The 15,035-nt window shown below is 49.1% G+C and carries 17 protein-coding genes and 1 tRNA gene; 8 read left to right on the top strand and 10 right to left on the bottom strand.

Translation table 11 applies throughout. The features are described from left to right. Positions 1 to 10 precede the first annotated feature (10 nt). Positions 11 to 1,027 (top strand): signal recognition particle-docking protein FtsY, encoded by a 1,017-nt coding sequence (ftsY, locus tag BM091_RS05470; protein WP_093394074.1) that lies wholly within the window; start codon positions 11 to 13, stop codon positions 1,025 to 1,027. Between the two features lie 80 nt (positions 1,028 to 1,107). Here the strand turns inward: ftsY and BM091_RS05465 are convergent, their stop codons facing one another. Next, the gene (locus tag BM091_RS05465) at positions 1,108 to 1,308 is read right to left on the bottom strand and encodes a cold-shock protein (protein ID WP_093394072.1); all 201 of its coding nucleotides are present in this window, start codon (positions 1,306 to 1,308) and stop codon (positions 1,108 to 1,110) included. Positions 1,309 to 1,815: 507 nt separating this feature from the next. On the opposite strand from BM091_RS05465, the gene BM091_RS05460 reads away from it, so the two are divergent. The 4 genes from BM091_RS05460 to lpxC all read left to right on the top strand — a co-directional run bounded on the left by BM091_RS05460 (position 1,816) and on the right by lpxC (position 6,119). Continuing rightward, positions 1,816 to 2,811, top strand: coding sequence for an ABC transporter permease subunit (locus BM091_RS05460; RefSeq protein WP_093394070.1), 996 nt, complete (start codon positions 1,816 to 1,818; stop codon positions 2,809 to 2,811). Continuing rightward, on the top strand, positions 2,808 to 3,539 hold the full coding sequence (locus tag BM091_RS05455; RefSeq protein WP_093394069.1) for an amino acid ABC transporter ATP-binding protein: 732 nt from the start codon (positions 2,808 to 2,810) through the stop codon (positions 3,537 to 3,539). The genes BM091_RS05460 and BM091_RS05455 overlap by 4 nt, the downstream gene beginning before the upstream one ends. Before the next feature lie 138 nt (positions 3,540 to 3,677). Beyond that, positions 3,678 to 5,015: a TolC family protein gene (locus BM091_RS05450; RefSeq protein ID WP_093394067.1), complete on the top strand. Its 1,338-nt coding sequence runs from the start codon at positions 3,678 to 3,680 to the stop codon at positions 5,013 to 5,015. A gap of 135 nt (positions 5,016 to 5,150) precedes the next feature. Beyond that, positions 5,151 to 6,119: a UDP-3-O-acyl-N-acetylglucosamine deacetylase gene (gene lpxC / locus BM091_RS05445; RefSeq protein ID WP_093394066.1), complete on the top strand. Its 969-nt coding sequence runs from the start codon at positions 5,151 to 5,153 to the stop codon at positions 6,117 to 6,119. Positions 6,120 to 6,133: 14 nt separating this feature from the next. Here lpxC and BM091_RS05440 read toward each other — a convergent pair whose 3' ends face one another. From BM091_RS05440 to elbB, 4 genes are read right to left on the bottom strand one after another with little or no spacing between them, the layout of a single operon-like run. Then, a complete protein-coding gene (locus BM091_RS05440) occupies positions 6,134 to 6,478 on the bottom strand; it encodes a DUF4405 domain-containing protein (protein WP_093394064.1) in 345 nt (114 codons plus the stop codon). A 26-nt stretch (positions 6,479 to 6,504) separates the two neighbouring features. Next, a complete protein-coding gene (locus tag BM091_RS05435) occupies positions 6,505 to 7,410 on the bottom strand; it encodes a TIGR01777 family oxidoreductase (RefSeq protein ID WP_093394063.1) in 906 nt (301 codons plus the stop codon). 15 nt (positions 7,411 to 7,425) lie between these two features. Beyond that, positions 7,426 to 8,256 (bottom strand): rhodanese-like domain-containing protein, encoded by an 831-nt coding sequence (locus BM091_RS05430; protein WP_093394061.1) that lies wholly within the window; start codon positions 8,254 to 8,256, stop codon positions 7,426 to 7,428. Positions 8,257 to 8,258: 2 nt separating this feature from the next. Then, complete coding sequence (elbB, locus tag BM091_RS05425; protein WP_093394060.1) at positions 8,259 to 8,918, bottom strand: isoprenoid biosynthesis glyoxalase ElbB; 660 nt, start codon at positions 8,916 to 8,918, stop codon at positions 8,259 to 8,261. A gap of 117 nt (positions 8,919 to 9,035) precedes the next feature. Here elbB and gltX point away from each other — a divergent pair, with 117 nt between their 5' ends. Genes gltX through BM091_RS05410 form a run of 3 tightly spaced genes read left to right on the top strand, consistent with a single transcriptional unit; the run spans position 9,036 to position 11,254 of the window. Continuing rightward, positions 9,036 to 10,460, top strand: coding sequence for a glutamate--tRNA ligase (gene gltX / locus BM091_RS05420; RefSeq protein ID WP_093394058.1), 1,425 nt, complete (start codon positions 9,036 to 9,038; stop codon positions 10,458 to 10,460). A 15-nt stretch (positions 10,461 to 10,475) separates the two neighbouring features. Continuing rightward, positions 10,476 to 10,868: a PilZ domain-containing protein gene (locus tag BM091_RS05415; RefSeq protein WP_093394056.1), complete on the top strand. Its 393-nt coding sequence runs from the start codon at positions 10,476 to 10,478 to the stop codon at positions 10,866 to 10,868. Further along, positions 10,865 to 11,254, top strand: a complete 390-nt coding sequence (locus BM091_RS05410; RefSeq protein WP_093394055.1) for a PilZ domain-containing protein — start codon at positions 10,865 to 10,867, stop codon at positions 11,252 to 11,254. Before BM091_RS05415 ends, BM091_RS05410 begins: the two co-directional genes overlap by 4 nt. Before the next feature lie 55 nt (positions 11,255 to 11,309). Here the strand turns inward: BM091_RS05410 and BM091_RS05405 are convergent. From BM091_RS05405 to BM091_RS05385, 5 genes are all read right to left on the bottom strand, one after another. Next, positions 11,310 to 11,385, bottom strand: a tRNA-Val gene (locus BM091_RS05405). Positions 11,386 to 11,458: 73 nt separating this feature from the next. After that, complete coding sequence (gene fdhD / locus BM091_RS05400; RefSeq protein ID WP_093394053.1) at positions 11,459 to 12,289, bottom strand: formate dehydrogenase accessory sulfurtransferase FdhD; 831 nt, start codon at positions 12,287 to 12,289, stop codon at positions 11,459 to 11,461. Then, positions 12,271 to 12,714 (bottom strand): NUDIX domain-containing protein, encoded by a 444-nt coding sequence (locus BM091_RS05395; protein WP_093394052.1) that lies wholly within the window; start codon positions 12,712 to 12,714, stop codon positions 12,271 to 12,273. The genes fdhD and BM091_RS05395 overlap by 19 nt, the downstream gene beginning before the upstream one ends. Positions 12,715 to 12,733: 19 nt before the next feature. Further along, on the bottom strand, positions 12,734 to 14,056 hold the full coding sequence (locus BM091_RS05390) for a uracil-xanthine permease family protein (protein ID WP_093394050.1): 1,323 nt from the start codon (positions 14,054 to 14,056) through the stop codon (positions 12,734 to 12,736). Continuing rightward, the gene (locus BM091_RS05385) at positions 14,053 to 15,006 is read right to left on the bottom strand and encodes a ribose-phosphate diphosphokinase (protein ID WP_093394049.1); all 954 of its coding nucleotides are present in this window, start codon (positions 15,004 to 15,006) and stop codon (positions 14,053 to 14,055) included. The genes BM091_RS05390 and BM091_RS05385 overlap by 4 nt, the downstream gene beginning before the upstream one ends. Positions 15,007 to 15,035: the final 29 nt, after the last annotated feature.

Here is a 15,035-nt window from a genome sequence, read left to right as displayed (position 1 = left end):
GGACGGTAAAATGATATGGTGGAAGCGCAGGACCGACAGAAGTGACCCGGAGCCTCAGCCGGCAGTCACAACAGAACAAGACAACACGATTCACCCTGAACGTCACGACCAGGAAGGCGGAATAATAGGACGTCTAAAAGCCAAACTCAAGAACGCAAGGGAAAGTCTGTCCAAAAAGATCGACACGGTGGTAGCCAGGGGCAGGCCTGTAGACCAGGAACTCCTAGAAGAACTCGAAGAAGCCCTTATAATGGCCGATGTTGGAGTCAATGCCACGTCTTTAATCATGGCAAGAATCACGGAGGTAATAAAAAAACAAAGGCCCCAGGATTCTTCAAAGGTGCAGGACATATTAAAGGACGAACTCGTCAATTTGCTCACAATACCCGCACACCCCCTGGATCCATCATCGGCAAAACCCTTCGTGATAATGGTCACCGGTGTCAACGGAGTGGGTAAAACCACTACTATAGCAAAGCTTGCAAATTACTGGAAAAACCAGAATTTTTCACCTCTTCTCGTGGCTGCCGATACATTCCGAGCAGCCGCCATAGACCAGCTCGTACTATGGGGAGAGAGAATCAGGGTTCCGGTGATAAAGCAACAGCCGGGTGCCGATCCTTCGGCCGTAGTCTATGATGCTCTCGAGGCGGCAATCTCGCGAAAGCATGATCTTGTTATTGTAGATACCGCCGGAAGGATGCACACGAGGGTCAATCTCATGGAGGAACTGAAAAAGATTAATCGTGTTATTTCCAAGAAACTGCCCGGTGCTCCACACGAAACCCTACTGGTCATCGACGCCACGACGGGTCAGAATGCCCTCTCTCAGGCACGACTTTTCAAAGAAGCTGTTGGTATTTCCGGACTGGTGGTCACGAAGCTGGACGGAACCGCAAAGGGCGGAACGGTCATTGCCCTCTGCCACGAACTGGGGGTTCCCATAAGGTTTATAGGGGTTGGAGAAGGTCTGGATGATATTGAACCCTTTGATCCCGTGGCATTTGTAGAGGCTCTGCTGGGCTGAATGGATCATCGGCAATATAAAAACCCGGAGCTTTCGGCTCCGGGTTCTTTTTCGGGCTTCGAGTCAACCGCTGTGATAATCTAGAGTTTCTTCACGCGTACCGCCTGTGGCCCTTTAGGGCTCTGTTCGATCTCAAAAGAGACCCGCTCACCATCTCTCAGTGTTCTGAACCCCTTGCCCTCAATAGCCGTGTAGTGAACGAACACATCACCCTGGGTCTCAGTTTCAATGAACCCATACCCCTTCTTCTCGTTGAACCACTTTACTCTTCCCTCAACCATTGAACCACCTACCTCCTTAAAAATACATGTACCCATAACCTGTTGGAAGGAACTAACGCGGAACGCAAACTCCCCGGACCCAGGGTGTCAATCGCGTCACTCGCCTCGTTCCTGCCAACAAACCACACAAAAAAAGAGCGAACCCCACTTCCGTGGTTCGCTCGCTCTTCCAAAGATCAATCCGGTAATACACGACTTTTATCCTTCTTGTTGTACCGAACAACTTCAAAACTGCTTTTATCTCAACCCCGCGTCCACGTCAAGGACTTTTGGCTATTCTCCACTCATGACGATTTATACCCCTCCGTTTTTGCCGGCAAGAAGGGCAATTGAACCACAGAACGCAAAAACACTTTTGCTGTAGACCTTGGTCATTCTTCTCAGTCCCTTCCGTTATCGGAAATTGCAAGCAATCGGGTATCAATATTAATATTTGCATTTCACAACGTAGTTGTATATGGAAAGCCACGTGGATATTCAAAACCAGAGTGGAGAGGGTTGGATTAAATGATGAGGCATTCATACCGACAGAGATATCCTCATTACCGTTTATGGGTTGTAGTTTTTTGGATCGGCATGGCCCTGATTGTGGGACTCCTTTACTTTGCCACGGTTCAGATTGAGTATGTATGGAGATGGTATCGCATTCCCCAGTACTTTTTTTACAAAGCCAGTGTGGAGGTTCGGGCCGATGGAGATGGGGACGTCGTGGAGATTTCTCCTGACGGAGAAGTCATAGTAGAAGGTCCTGAAGGAAAAGAAACCTACAGACTGGGTAAAAAGGCAAAAATCCTTGTAAACGAGGGCGACCATGTTTTTGCCGGGGACGTTTTAGGACGTTATACGGAGTGGAAGATCGGAATAATGCTCATGGGCCTTATAATGACCCTGAAGGTCAGCATCGTGAGTATAATACTCGGTATTATAATTGGGCTCATAACCGGTCTTGCCCGCATTTCCGACAACCCGGCTTGCAGATGGTCCGCCATAGTATACATTGAATTAATCCGCGGATCACCCCTGCTTGTGCAAATATTCATATGGTACTTTGTCCTGGGAACCCTTATAAACACTCTTCTTGCACGGCAAGGACTGGCACAGTTACCGCCGCTCTACTACGGGGTTGCCGCTCTGGCCTTTTTCTCTGGAGCCTACATAGCCGAAATCGTCAGAGCCGGCATTCAGTCCATCCATCGCGGGCAGATGGAAGCCGCCAGGTCTCTAGGCATGACCTATGCCCAGGCAATGAGGTACGTCATACTGCCTCAGGCCTTTAGACGCATTCTTCCCCCTCTTGCCGGTCAGTTTATAAGTCTTATAAAAGATTCCTCACTTCTTGGGATCATAGCCATAAGAGAACTGACGAAAGCCACACGAGAGATAGTAACCAGCAGCCTTCAGCCTTTCGAGTTGTGGTTTCTCTGTGCCGCTTTGTACCTTGTGCTCACCTTTGGTCTTTCCATGGTAATGCAGTATCTTGAGAGGAGGTTTATCGTCACGTGATACGGGTAGAAAAGATCTCAAAAACCTTCTTCGTGCCTCAGGAAGTTAAGGCCTTAGACAATGTATCCTGTGAAATAAAAAAAGGTGAAGTCGTGGTAATAATAGGCCCATCGGGATCGGGAAAGAGCACTTTTTTACGATGTCTTAACAGACTGGAATATGCCGACTCGGGCCACATTTACATCGACGGTATTGACATACTCGATTCGAAAACCGACATAAACAAGGTCAGGGCCGAAGTGGGGATGGTTTTTCAATCCTTTAATCTTTTTCCCCACAAAACGGTTCTCGAAAATATAACCCTGGCACAGCAAATAGTAAGAAAGCGATCCAGGCAGGAAGCCGTTGAAAAGGCCAGATACCTCCTCGATAAGGTCGGCATACCCGACAAAGCAGGGGTTTATCCCGATCAGCTTTCGGGCGGTCAGCAACAGAGAGTCGCCATTGCCAGGGCACTGGCCATGGATCCAAAGGTAATGCTTTTCGACGAACCCACATCGGCTCTGGATCCGGAGATGATAGGCGAAGTTCTGGACGTTATGAAAACCCTTGCCCGTGAGGGTATGACCATGGTGGTAGTTACTCATGAAATGGGGTTTGCCAGGGAGGTGGCGGACAGAGTAATTTTCATGGATCACGGCCGCATCGTCGAAGAAGGAACGCCGGAACACTTCTTTACCAATCCGACACATGAGCGAACAAGGTTATTTCTAAGCCAGATACTTTAAGCCGCGGATCAAAGCCGTGTTCTTACAATAATGAACTTCAGCCTGGAAAAATTTCTTTGTAAACAAACATGAACATCCGATACTGCAATTTCATTGCTTCTTCTGCTTCTTTTAAAGCTATCAGGAGGGGGAGTAAAAATGGCTGGAAATGTAAGGGTTTATCTTGTTATCGCTCTGATCCTTTCAAACTTTTTCCTAACTTTCATAACACCCTCCCGCGCAACAGAAACGCTAACCCTTGATAGGGCGATCGAGGAAGCAATTGCGAATAATTCGATAATCAAGCAGGCCATTGAGCGTCAGAGAGCCGCGACGGAAGCCGTCAAAAGCGCCAGGGCCGATTTTCTCCCCAAGTTTTCGGCTCAATATTCCTACACGCATTTGAAGGATGCCCCTTATTCCATTTTTACGATTCCCTTTATCCCGGCGCCCACGATGAAGGTCGCCGTGGGTAACAGGGACACGGTGGAATGGTATCTCAGGGCAACCCAGCCGATCTTTACCGGGTTTGCCCTGATCACGAAATTAAAAATGGCTAACCTGGAGCTGGACACACGTCAAATGGAACGAGAGCAGGCTATACTGGATGTTGCCCGTGACGTGAAGGTAGCTTATTTCCGTTTGCTCCTGGCGGAGCATTACCTTGATGTGGCCGGAGACGAAGTCTCGGCACTAAAGGCCCACGAAAAGGACGCAGAACGCTTTTACGAGCAGGGACTTATTCCTCATAATGACCTGCTTAAATCCAGAGTGGCCAGAGCTCAGTCCGAACAAAAGCTGGAAGTTGCAAGAAGCAATCTGGAAATTGCAAGGGCGGCTTTGAATTCCCTGCTTCAGAGAGATCTCCTTGATCCTCTTCATGTGGAAGACATCAGGGGTGTGCCGGAAGAGAGCTTCACGCTGGAAGGCCTTTTTTCTGAAGCCCTGGAAAAACGCCCCGAAGTTAAATTGCTTAAGCTTGCCGTTCACAAAACCGATCTGGCGGCAGACCTTGCAAAAAGTGAGTACTATCCCAAGGTTTATGCAGTCGCCCAATACGCCCAGGAAGGGGAAGGGTTACTGGCCTCGAGCAATGATTATCAGAACGATCATAACTTCGCGGTGGGTGTAAACATCACCTGGAACTTCTTCGAATGGGGGAAAACTTATGCTGAGGTAAACAAGTGGTTAAGGGAAAAGAAAGCGCTGGAGTACAGCCTTGAAGAAGCAATCAAAAACATAAAGCTTCAGGTAAAGGACGCTTACGAAAAGCTTCTGGTTGCTCGAAAAAACATAATTACGGCAGAATCGGCACTTGAGCAGGCCAGGGAAAACTTTCGCATAACAAACCTTCAGTACCAGCAGAATGTTACAACCTCTACAGAGGTGCTGGATGCCAGAACATTTTTGACCCAGGCCGAAGTCAATTACTATAATGCTCTGTACGGCTATCACATAGCCAGAGCCGAACTGGAAAGGGCCGTCGGAAGAAAATAAACAATTCTTCAGCTTTTCTTGACGGGAGAAAAAATCGTTTGTAAAAGGTCATGGATATACGGAGGCTGAAAGGGCCGGGAAGGCGGCCTGATGTGAGGCGTTGGTTTCTTAAAACTAAAAAATGAGGAGGAAAGGGTGGGGGCGAGCGCTCTTTACCAGCATACTCTTAAGGATGTTGTGAAACTGTCCGGAATCGGTCTTCACACGGGTGCAAGGACAAGGATCTATTTGAAACCAGCCCCATCCGACACGGGTATTCTCCTTTCCAGAACGGATAAACAATGTGCTTCACCCTTAAGGGCTCTTTGTGACGTGGTCACAAAGTCTTACTTTGCCACAACAATTGGATTCAACGGAACGGGAATTTCGACGGTGGAGCACCTCCTTGCGGCTTTATTCGGATGCGGTGTTGACAACGTTGTCATAGAAGTAGAGGGCCCGGAGATCCCGATTTGCGACGGAAGCGCAAAAAATTACGTAGAAGCCATTTTAAAAACAGGCCTGAAGCGTCAGAACGCGCCGAGGTCTTTTGCGGCCGTGGCAAATCCGGTAGTGTACCGTGAAGGAGACGCCTTACTGGAAGCAAGGCCCTCAGATGAACTCATCATAGAGTATTCCATCGAGTTCGATCACCCCTGCATAGGTTATCAATACAAGCAGTGGAAGTTCGGCATAGGCAACTTTATAAGAGAAATTGCTCCGGCCAGAACCTTTGGCTTCCTGAAAGACGTGGAAAAGTTACAAAGCCAGGGGCTGGCGCTGGGAGGATCGCTGGAAAACGCCATAGTTTTCGGTGAGGGCAAGATACTCAACCACGAAGGGCTGAGATTCCCCGATGAATGCGTGCGTCATAAGGTTCTCGACTTTATAGGCGACATACTTCTACTGGGAAAACCCGTAATCGGACACTTCAGGATTCATAAAGGCGGTCATGCTCTTCACCATAAATTTCTCAGGAAACTGATACCACACCTTGTTGAACTTCCCCGATCGGAGTTACCGCTCGGGGCTCTGGAAGCCTTTACGGAGCCGAAAGAGTATGAAAAAATACTTACACCCCCATCGGAAATAGAGGAAGGTTTAAGCAGCGTAGCCTGTGAATGAGGTAAGCTCACCCTTTAGTGCATTATGATCCACCCTGCAATCAAAACGGCAATCCATCCTCCACATAAGGTCAGCAGGAAACGGCTCCACTTAGCCCCAAAATATTTCTGTGCGGATCCTTTAATCCACGACCAGTTGAGCCACAAATGTAAGGTCAATATAACAAGCATGGAAATTCCGAGGAACAAATGGATATCGCCCCACTCATGACGATGCAACCCGAGAAAGAATTTTTCTTCCGGGCCCACCCTGCCTCCTTTTGGAATGACAAAGCCCAGCAACAGGCCCAGTGCGGCAGTTGATGTTGCGGTAAGAAATAAAAGCGAATCGAGTATAAACTTGACGGTATTCTTTTGCATGACCCACTCCTCCGAGCCCAGTTTAATCAATTGCCCACCAGTATAGCCCTCAAGGCTTCATCAATATCAGGGTATTTAAACCTGAAACCGTAACGGAGCAGCTTATCGGGAATAACCCTCTGACTGACCGTTAAGGCGTTGCTCATCTCTCCAAGAACCAGCCTCAGAAGCCACCCCGGTAACCTCAAAAAAGCGGGTTTGCCCATGTAGTGTGCAATCGTTCTGGTTAATTCCCTGTTCCTTACGGGATTTGGAGCGCATAGATTTACCGGCCCTGAGAGTGAACTTTCCCCGATTATAAATTCCATCGCCCCTGCAAGGTCTTCAATATGGATCCAGGAAAACCACTGATTCCCGCTTCCCATTACCGCTCCCAGTCCGTAGCGAAAGGGCCTTAACATTTGCACAAGAGCTCCACCATGCTTCCCCAGAACGATGCCGAATCTGGTAACGACAACACGAGATCCCTTCTGTTGTGCTCTCAGTGCAGCCTGTTCCCAGGCCACACAGACCTGAGAAAGGAAATCCCTGCCGGGCCCATCATCTTCTCTCAGAATCCTCTCACCACCATCCCCATAATAACCCACCGCCGAAGTGCTTATGAGAACCACAGAGCCGTCAGAAGGAAGTGCTTCAACCACGTTTTCGGTGGTCTTCACACGAGACTCCATAATCACCTGCTTGACTCGCCTGTTCCAGCGCTGGAAGATGGAAGCTCCGGCAAGATTGATAACCACGTCGTGATCTCCTATAAGACTCATCCACTCTCCCTTTTTCGTGGTGTCTCCATAGACATAAGAAACGGAAGAATCCAGGCTTTCGGGCCTTTCAGGCTGTAACCCCACAACGGTGATCCGGTAATTCTTTGAAAGGAAATAGCTTGTAAGGTAACTCCCAACAAAGCCCAGCCCACCGGTCATGAATATCTTCATCGGTCTCTCCTTAGACTATCCCGAAAAACGATCCATCAAATCACCAACTATCCTCATGTGTTTTTTCTCGGCCTGTGCCAATTCCGAAAGTACTTTTTTACCCTTATCATCCTTCCATTCCGTCAGGCACCTGTAGTAAAAGTCGTAAGCCTGAGCTTCAACGGTCAGAGCAAACTCCAGAACCTCATCAGGGCGATCGGGAGACAGGCTCAACGTGGCCTCAATATCCCCGGCTCCAACACCACCTTCAAGGATGTCCAGGGCAAAGCTCTCAATGGAGATAGAAGTTCCCACTTCTTCCCGATAAAGGCGGGTCAGCAATTCTTTGTGAGATTTCTCGAATCCGGCAAGAAGACCGAGGGTCTTACGTAATTCTTCGGGATAATGATCAGAGCCGGAAAGGCCGATGTAAAACGCCTCGAGATTATTTTCCATGAGATAGGCAAGTTTGATAAGTTCACCGGGAGATTCGTTGCCCTTCAGGAACCTTTGCCAGGAGCGCACTTCACCAAAAGCTCTAGGCCCGATCCAGGCTCCCATACCTCCTTTTAGATTTTTTACCAATTCAAAGCCGGCTTCTTTTAGAATTCGGGCGGCAATGTGGCTTCTCTTCCCTGAACCACAGTAAACAACGATGGTGGTGTCCCGGGGAAGCTCATCTGCCCTGTCGGGTAACTCGGGCAATGGAATTAAGCTTGCTCCCGGGAGGTGTTCCTTATGATATTCCTGAGGTTGTCTTACATCCAGGAGGAACACGGAACCCCGGGGATTCCTCATAAGCTCTTGAAGCTCTTCCGGAAAAATTTCCTCAATTTCCTGTGGGAAAATAGGAATTTCCCAACTCATGGTTAACTCTGGCAGAGTTCTATGACTTTGTTGACCAGTTTTTCAATACCCATCGCAACGTCTTTTATGCTCGGCCCCAGCATATATGCCGGAGTGGTCACAATTTTGTGTTTTTCATCGACATGAAAATCGTGCACGGGGCAGTTGTGATGAACGCCGCCCATCTTTTCTATAGCGGAAGCCGTTGCCTCATCAAAGCCAATGGTTACTTCGGGTCTGATATCGGATAGGGCCGCAGTGACAACCGCAGGAGCGATGCATATGGCACCTATGGGCTTCCCTGCTTCAACTAGTTCCCTGATCAAACGCTTCACCTCGGGATGTACCGTAGCATCAGGGCCCCTGAAAGCAAAATCACTCAGATTCTTGGCCGCCCCGAATCCTCCCGGAATTATAAGACCGTCTATCTCATCGGCGGATACTTCTCCAAGGTTTTTTATATTTCCACGGGCAATTCTGGCAGATTCTACAAGTACATTCCTGGTTTCATTCATCACTTCCTGGGTCAGATGGTTTATAACATGGTACTGTTCCATGTCCGGAGCCATGCAGACTATTTCGGCACCCGCTCTGTCAAGGGCAAGCAGAGTGAGGACGGCTTCGTGAATCTCGGTACCGTCGTACACCCCACATCCAGACAAAAGAACTCCTATCCTGGGCATGGCAACCTCCTGATTTGCGTTTGTATTAAAAAACCCGATCTTGAGTTAAACTATTTATCATGCTAACGTCAAAAGGCTTATAAAAAAATGAGTATTACTGCAACAATCGGAGGTCTCATGGCGAAGGTGGTGACGCGATTTGCTCCAAGCCCTACAGGCTACCTGCATATAGGCGGTGCACGCACGGCTCTATTTAACTGGCTCTTCGCCCGGCATAACAACGGCACTTTCATACTCCGGATTGAAAACACCGATACTCAGAGATCCACCCAGGAGTACACTCAATCCATACTGGAGGCCCTGACCTGGTTGGGACTGAATTGGGACGAAGGCCCCTACTTTCAGACGGACCGTTTAGACATTTACCGTGACTTTGCCCGGAAGCTTTACGAATCCGGATGGGCTTATTACTGCGAGTGTGATCCGGAAGATGTGGAAAGAAGAAGGCGTGAGGCCCAAAAGGCGGGTCTAAAACCCAGATACGACAGGCGATGTCGCGATAAGGGGCTTGATCCCGGCCCCGGACGGGCACTTCGTTTTAGATGCCCCGAAAGCGGTTCAACCGTTCTGCACGATATTGTTAAGGGTCCTATCGTTTTTGATAATTCGGAACTCGACGATCTAGTTCTCATACGTCGCGACGGTATGCCAACATACAACTTCACCGTGGTGGTGGACGACATAACAATGGGTATAACCCATGTAATTCGCGGTGATGACCATGTTAATAATACTCCAAAACAAATTCTACTGTACCACGCACTGGGTGCTCCGTTACCGGTCTTTGCGCATGTTCCCATGATTCTTGGACCGGATCGGACCAGACTCTCCAAGCGACACGGAGCAACATCCGTATTGGCCTACAGGGACATGGGTTATCTACCGGAAGCCATCGTCAATTACCTGGCGAGGCTCGGCTGGTCTCACGGCGACCAGGAAATCTTTTCCCGCGAAGAGCTTATAGAAAAGTTTTCTCTGGAAAACATCGGAACATCTGCCAGCGTATTCGACATTGAGAAACTGAGGTGGCTTAACGGGCATTACATCAGAAGCAAAAAGCCGGAAGAGTTGTGCGCACTCCTCAAGCCTTTTTTGCAAAAGTGCGGCTATCCACCAAAGCCGGATGAATACATACTCAAAGCCGCCATAACGCTCCAGCCTCGATGTTCGACTCTTGAGGAACTGGCTCAATTGATGAACTTCTACATGACCGATCGGTTTGAATACGAAGAAAGCGGCGTTAAGAAATTCTTCGTCCCCGAAATTCTTCCGATACTTGAAGATATCGTGGAGTACCTGGAACAAATAGAAAAATTGGATGAAAAGGAGCTGGAGGTTTACTTTCGGAATCTTGCAGAAAAGAAAGGAATTAAATTAAAAATGATAGCACAGCCGGTAAGGCTGGCTCTCACAGGGCGAACGGCCAGTCCGGGACTGTTTGAAATAATGTCGATTCTCGGGAAAGAAGAGGTTATAAACAGGCTGAAACGAGCCTGCGAATATATACGCACGGGGCTGATGCCCGTTGCCCGGAGTCAATAACCCCGGTGGACTATCATGGAACAAAAAGATAGAAGGCGTTTTTCCAGAGTCCGTTTTCAGGCGGAAGCGGTGGTTTCTCTTCGTCCTCATAACGTTACAACCACCGGCAGAATAAGAGATTTGAGTCTTAAGGGAATGTACGTATCCACCGAAAAGTCCTTTCCCCAGGGTTCCGGGGTTGACGTAACAATTCTGGCAAGAACGCCTGCGGCAGAATTAACTCTAAAACTTGACGGCAGGGTTTTGCGTTCGGAACCTGAAGGGATGGCTCTTGAGTTTTCGAAAATGGACCTGGATACGTTTATACATTTGAAAAATATTATTGCTTTAAACTCCGGAGATCTCGATAAGGTCGTGAAAGAATTTCACGACTTCATAAAGAATAAAACCCGGGGGCAGGCACAATGAAACAAAACAGGCGTTTCACGAGAACAACCATACCGGGCGTAAAGGTGGTCATGAAGACCACCGAAGGTAAGGCTATTGAGGCGCTCCTTCGCAATATAAGCCTCTGCGGTGTGAGTGTAGTCACCGACGATCTTTTACCGGTGGGCGCCAAAGTGGAGGTTGAAATCATCAGGGAACCTTCGGGATCTCGGAAATCACCGAAACACCCCATTCAGGGACACATTGTACGCCACACCAGTAACGGCATGGCCGTTGAGTTTGCAAAAATGGACGTGGATCAATTTTCTTATCTTAAGGAACTAATAGCCTCCAGGCTGGGTAAGTCCCCTGTGCTCCAGGAAATCACGGATTTTCTTCAAAAAAAGGATACAGCCAGAACAGAATAATTTCGTCGGTCAGATTGAGTTTCAGAAAAGCCTCCCTTTCAAAAACCTTAACCTGTGGTGGGCGGGGCGAGATTCGAACTCGCGACTTCCACCGTGTGAGGATGGCACTCTCACCACTGAGTTACCCGCCCAAAACTTTCTGAGACTTATAGCTCACCGGAATACAAAATGCAAGCCTTCCGAAGGAACAACGATCTAAAAACCCTACCATTTTTCCAGTATGAGTCGATCTTTCCCGGCATAGACGGTCATACTGCTTCCCCGAACGTAGCCTATCAGCGTCAGGTTCAGGGTCTCGGCCAGATCAACGGCAAGCTTCGTGGCAGCATGTCTGCTGGCCACAATGGGGATTCCCACCTGTGCGGCTTTTATGATAACCTCAGAAGTCAGACGGCCCGTTGTTATAAAGAGCTTATCGGAAAGGGACATATCATCCATAAACGCTCTACCTATGATCATATCAAGAGCGTTGTGGCGGCCTATGTCGTATCTATAGTAGATTACATCATCAGTGGTTGCCAGAATGCAATTGTGAACACCATGGGTACGCTTGTAAGTACTGCTGAACCTATTCAGAGATTCCATAAGTTGCCAGATCTGATCGGGCCTGACCGACACTTCCGAATTAACAGGTTTTGAAAGAAGCTCATCAAGGACATCACAAAAAACGCTACCTTTGGCACATCCGGAGGTTATAGCCCTTTTCAACCAGAACTTATCCCTTGAGCCCACATCCCCTTCGTATTTCACGTCCACCACACCTCGCTCAGAATCCACAGAAACACCCTGAAGCTTCTTGCGATCTCTTATCCATCCCTCACCGATAAAAAACCCTACGGCAAGCTCATCAAGATGTTTTCCCGCACACATCAATGTGATCATCTGATCCCCGTTGAAATACAGGGTAACCGGAGTTTCCTCCACTATCCACTGGCGCGTTCCCAAACACAGATCACCTTTCTTACAGATCAAGACATCAACTTCAGCGGAAGGCTCATCTTCCGGAGTCTGGTCAATCAAGAGAGTTTCTTCCATGACCTGAACTCCTCGATAATCTTTCCGTGATCGAAGGCAATAGGTGATGGCAGATTATCCAGCGGGAAGAAGGCGCACCTTGCCGCGTCGTCACCCGCCACGGGATCGGCCTCCATCTCAGTCCAGAAAACAACCGTTACAGTATGATGCCTGGGATCTCTGGCAGGATCGGAGTAGGCTCTGAACTGGTTAAGGGTGTGCAATTCCAGACCGGTTTCCTCCTTGATTTCTCGCCTGACGGCATCTTCAAGGCTTTCTCCGTAATCCACAAATCCACCCGGGAGAGCCCACCCATAAGGGGGGTTTTTTCTTTCAATGAGAAGGATCTCATTTCTGTGGTTCACTATAATGCAGTCAACGGTAAGAAAAGGATTACGATATACATGCACGGTAAAACCGCAGTTCGGGCATCTGACGCTTTTCATGGTTATTATCCTTTGTAAATTAGCTTTCTCCCGATTTCACGACCAGATGTTCCAGTAGTAGCGCCACAAGGATACCTGAAACAAGGCTGTTTTTCAAAAAAAGCCGGATCCAGCCGGGAGCTTCCATAGCAATCCTCTCGGGCATCAGTGCAACAAGAAGCCCTACCACCACGGAAATCCCTATGACGGTGGTATCCCTAACGGCCCTGTAATTTTCCCGGGCCATTTTAAAAGCCGCCGCGACCTGAGATCCCAGGGCTGCGCAGAGGACTGCTGCAACCACCGCAGGAGGCACAAGAGAACACAGGAAAGCTATCCTCGGCAAGAAGCCGAGCACGAGAGCAATAACACCGCAGGTTGTGGCAACGTATCGTGAGGCCACCCTTTGCATGGCAACCATGCCGGGGCTTATACCGTAGCTTACCAGCCCTACGGTCCCCGTAATACCGCACACAATACCCGAAAGACCGTTCAAAAATAGACAGCGACGCAAACGCTTATTAAGAGACGATTCCCTTTCGGAAAGCACCGAGGCAAGCCCTGCAAGACTGCCCATGGTGTTTACGACAACGGCAGCATAGGAGACCAGGCAGGATACCAGGGCCATAGGCGGGAATCGCATGTTTACATCCGTCCACAGGCCCGGTAAGAGCAAAAAAGGCGCAAAATCGGATTCCCCTTTCGGGATGAGGTCCAGAATAAGAAAAATGAAAGTCCCCCCGACAATACCCACAAGCATGGCAAAGCTTCTAAAATAACCCTTCATCCGTTCGGATAACAATGCCGTGCCCAAAACTACCAGTAGCGACGCCGAGAAAGTAACCCATCCCGGGCGTCCAGAGGGTCCGTTCTGACCCGTCAGGTCGGCTATCAGATGAGGAAGCAAAGAAAAAGCAATGAGCATAAGTATTACCACCACGACGTTGGGCGTAAAGAACCGCCGTACCTGTGAGGTTCGTAAAATCAGGGCCCATAGACTCAACACTGCACCACAAAAAACCATCCCTCCTTGAACCGATGAAACCCCGAGGGGAGCAAGGAACAGCACAGTCAAAAGGTGCGCCGTAGCAGGCCCTTCCAGCACAGGGTATCCGTGACCCCAGAGGCTCTGAACGATGGTAAAGGCGCCGGAAATTATGAAGGTCAACTGAACGAACCTGATACGATCATCGGTGGAAAAGGAAAAAGCATGGTCGCATAGAGTAACCGCCGTAAGAAGGGCAGGGAAAAGCATAAAGAACCACTGCAGACCGTAAAAGAAAAGAAGCGCCCAAGGTGGACGCTCATCAACACCGTAAAGAAAGCCGGCTTCCTTTTTGCCCGTCGAGGTCTTTTCTTTCAATGTTGAATTTCAAACAAAGAGCTTATGGAATCTTCGTTATGAATGCTACGAATGGCCTCGGAAAAAAGCCTGGATGCCGATACGACTTTAATCTTCGGACACAAAGCGGCCTTGGGAGTAAGGGGCAGAGTGTCCGTAACAACCAGCGTTTCTATAGGAGATTCCTCAATGCGTTCTATAGCCGGTCCGGAAAGTACCGCATGGGTTACACAGGCATGTACAGACCGGGCACCACGCTCGATTAATGTCTTTGCCGCTTCTTTAAGAGTTCCCGCCGTATCAACCATATCGTCCAGAATTATCGCCGTTTTGCCGGCGACGTCGCCTATGATATTCATGGCTTCGGCCTTGTTGACGTCTGCCCTGCGTTTGTCAATCAGGGCCAGTCCTGCATTCAGTCTGCTGGCATAGGCTCTGGCGCGAGGTACTCCACCGGCGTCGGGCGACACGATCACGAGATCATGGTCGAAGTGTTCTCTTATGTAAGGGAGAAGAACCGGCGACGCATAGAGATTGTCAACGGGAATGTCAAAAAAACCCTGGATCTGCCCCGCATGGAGATCCATAGTCAGGATACGGTCGGCTCCGGCGCGTGAAATCAGGTCGGCCACCAGACGAGCCGTTATGGGAACACGAGGTTTATTCTTGCGATCCTGGCGGGCATAGCTGTAATAAGGCATCACTGCCGTAATTCTTCTTGCCGAAGCTCTTTTGAGAGCATCGATCATGACCAGCAGTTCCACGAGGTGATCATTTACGGGATGAGCCCCGGATTGCACGACAAACACGTCAGCTCCTCGAACATTCTCCTGAATCTCAACCCTGATTTCCCCATCGCTGAAGGTGGAAACCAGGGCCCGTCCCAAAGGAATGTCCAGATTTTCGCATATCTTCCTGGCAAGCTCGGGGTTGCTGTTACCCGTAAATATCTTCAGGCCGTACATCGCCATTGGCAAAAAACCTCCCTGAAGGGCTCCCT

The organism is Thermodesulforhabdus norvegica (assembly GCF_900114975.1).
Classification (GTDB): domain Bacteria; phylum Desulfobacterota; class Syntrophobacteria; order Syntrophobacterales; family Thermodesulforhabdaceae; genus Thermodesulforhabdus; species Thermodesulforhabdus norvegica.
The sequence above is the reverse complement of the archived record's forward strand: the minus strand, read 5'-3'. Positions and strand labels throughout refer to the sequence as shown.

Excerpts from the sequence above, each read along its gene's own strand:
- BM091_RS05440 (WP_093394064.1), bottom strand. The coding sequence starts at position 6,478 with ATGCAAAAGAATACCGTCAAGTTTATACTCGATTCGCTTTTATTTCTT.
- BM091_RS05385 (WP_093394049.1), bottom strand. The coding sequence starts at position 15,006 with ATGGCGATGTACGGCCTGAAGATATTTACGGGTAACAGCAACCCCGAG.
- BM091_RS05410 (WP_093394055.1), top strand. The coding sequence starts at position 10,865 with ATGAAACAAAACAGGCGTTTCACGAGAACAACCATACCGGGCGTAAAG.
- ftsY (WP_093394074.1), top strand. The coding sequence starts at position 11 with ATGATATGGTGGAAGCGCAGGACCGACAGAAGTGACCCGGAGCCTCAG.
- BM091_RS05395 (WP_093394052.1), bottom strand. The coding sequence starts at position 12,714 with ATGAAAAGCGTCAGATGCCCGAACTGCGGTTTTACCGTGCATGTATAT.
- elbB (WP_093394060.1), bottom strand. The coding sequence starts at position 8,918 with ATGCCCAGGATAGGAGTTCTTTTGTCTGGATGTGGGGTGTACGACGGT.
- BM091_RS05415 (WP_093394056.1), top strand. The coding sequence starts at position 10,476 with ATGGAACAAAAAGATAGAAGGCGTTTTTCCAGAGTCCGTTTTCAGGCG.
- gltX (WP_093394058.1), top strand. The coding sequence starts at position 9,036 with ATGGCGAAGGTGGTGACGCGATTTGCTCCAAGCCCTACAGGCTACCTG.
- BM091_RS05465 (WP_093394072.1), bottom strand. The coding sequence starts at position 1,308 with ATGGTTGAGGGAAGAGTAAAGTGGTTCAACGAGAAGAAGGGGTATGGG.
- fdhD (WP_093394053.1), bottom strand. The coding sequence starts at position 12,289 with ATGGAAGAAACTCTCTTGATTGACCAGACTCCGGAAGATGAGCCTTCC.
- BM091_RS05450 (WP_093394067.1), top strand. The coding sequence starts at position 3,678 with ATGGCTGGAAATGTAAGGGTTTATCTTGTTATCGCTCTGATCCTTTCA.
- BM091_RS05435 (WP_093394063.1), bottom strand. The coding sequence starts at position 7,410 with ATGAAGATATTCATGACCGGTGGGCTGGGCTTTGTTGGGAGTTACCTT.
- BM091_RS05430 (WP_093394061.1), bottom strand. The coding sequence starts at position 8,256 with ATGAGTTGGGAAATTCCTATTTTCCCACAGGAAATTGAGGAAATTTTT.
- BM091_RS05460 (WP_093394070.1), top strand. The coding sequence starts at position 1,816 with ATGATGAGGCATTCATACCGACAGAGATATCCTCATTACCGTTTATGG.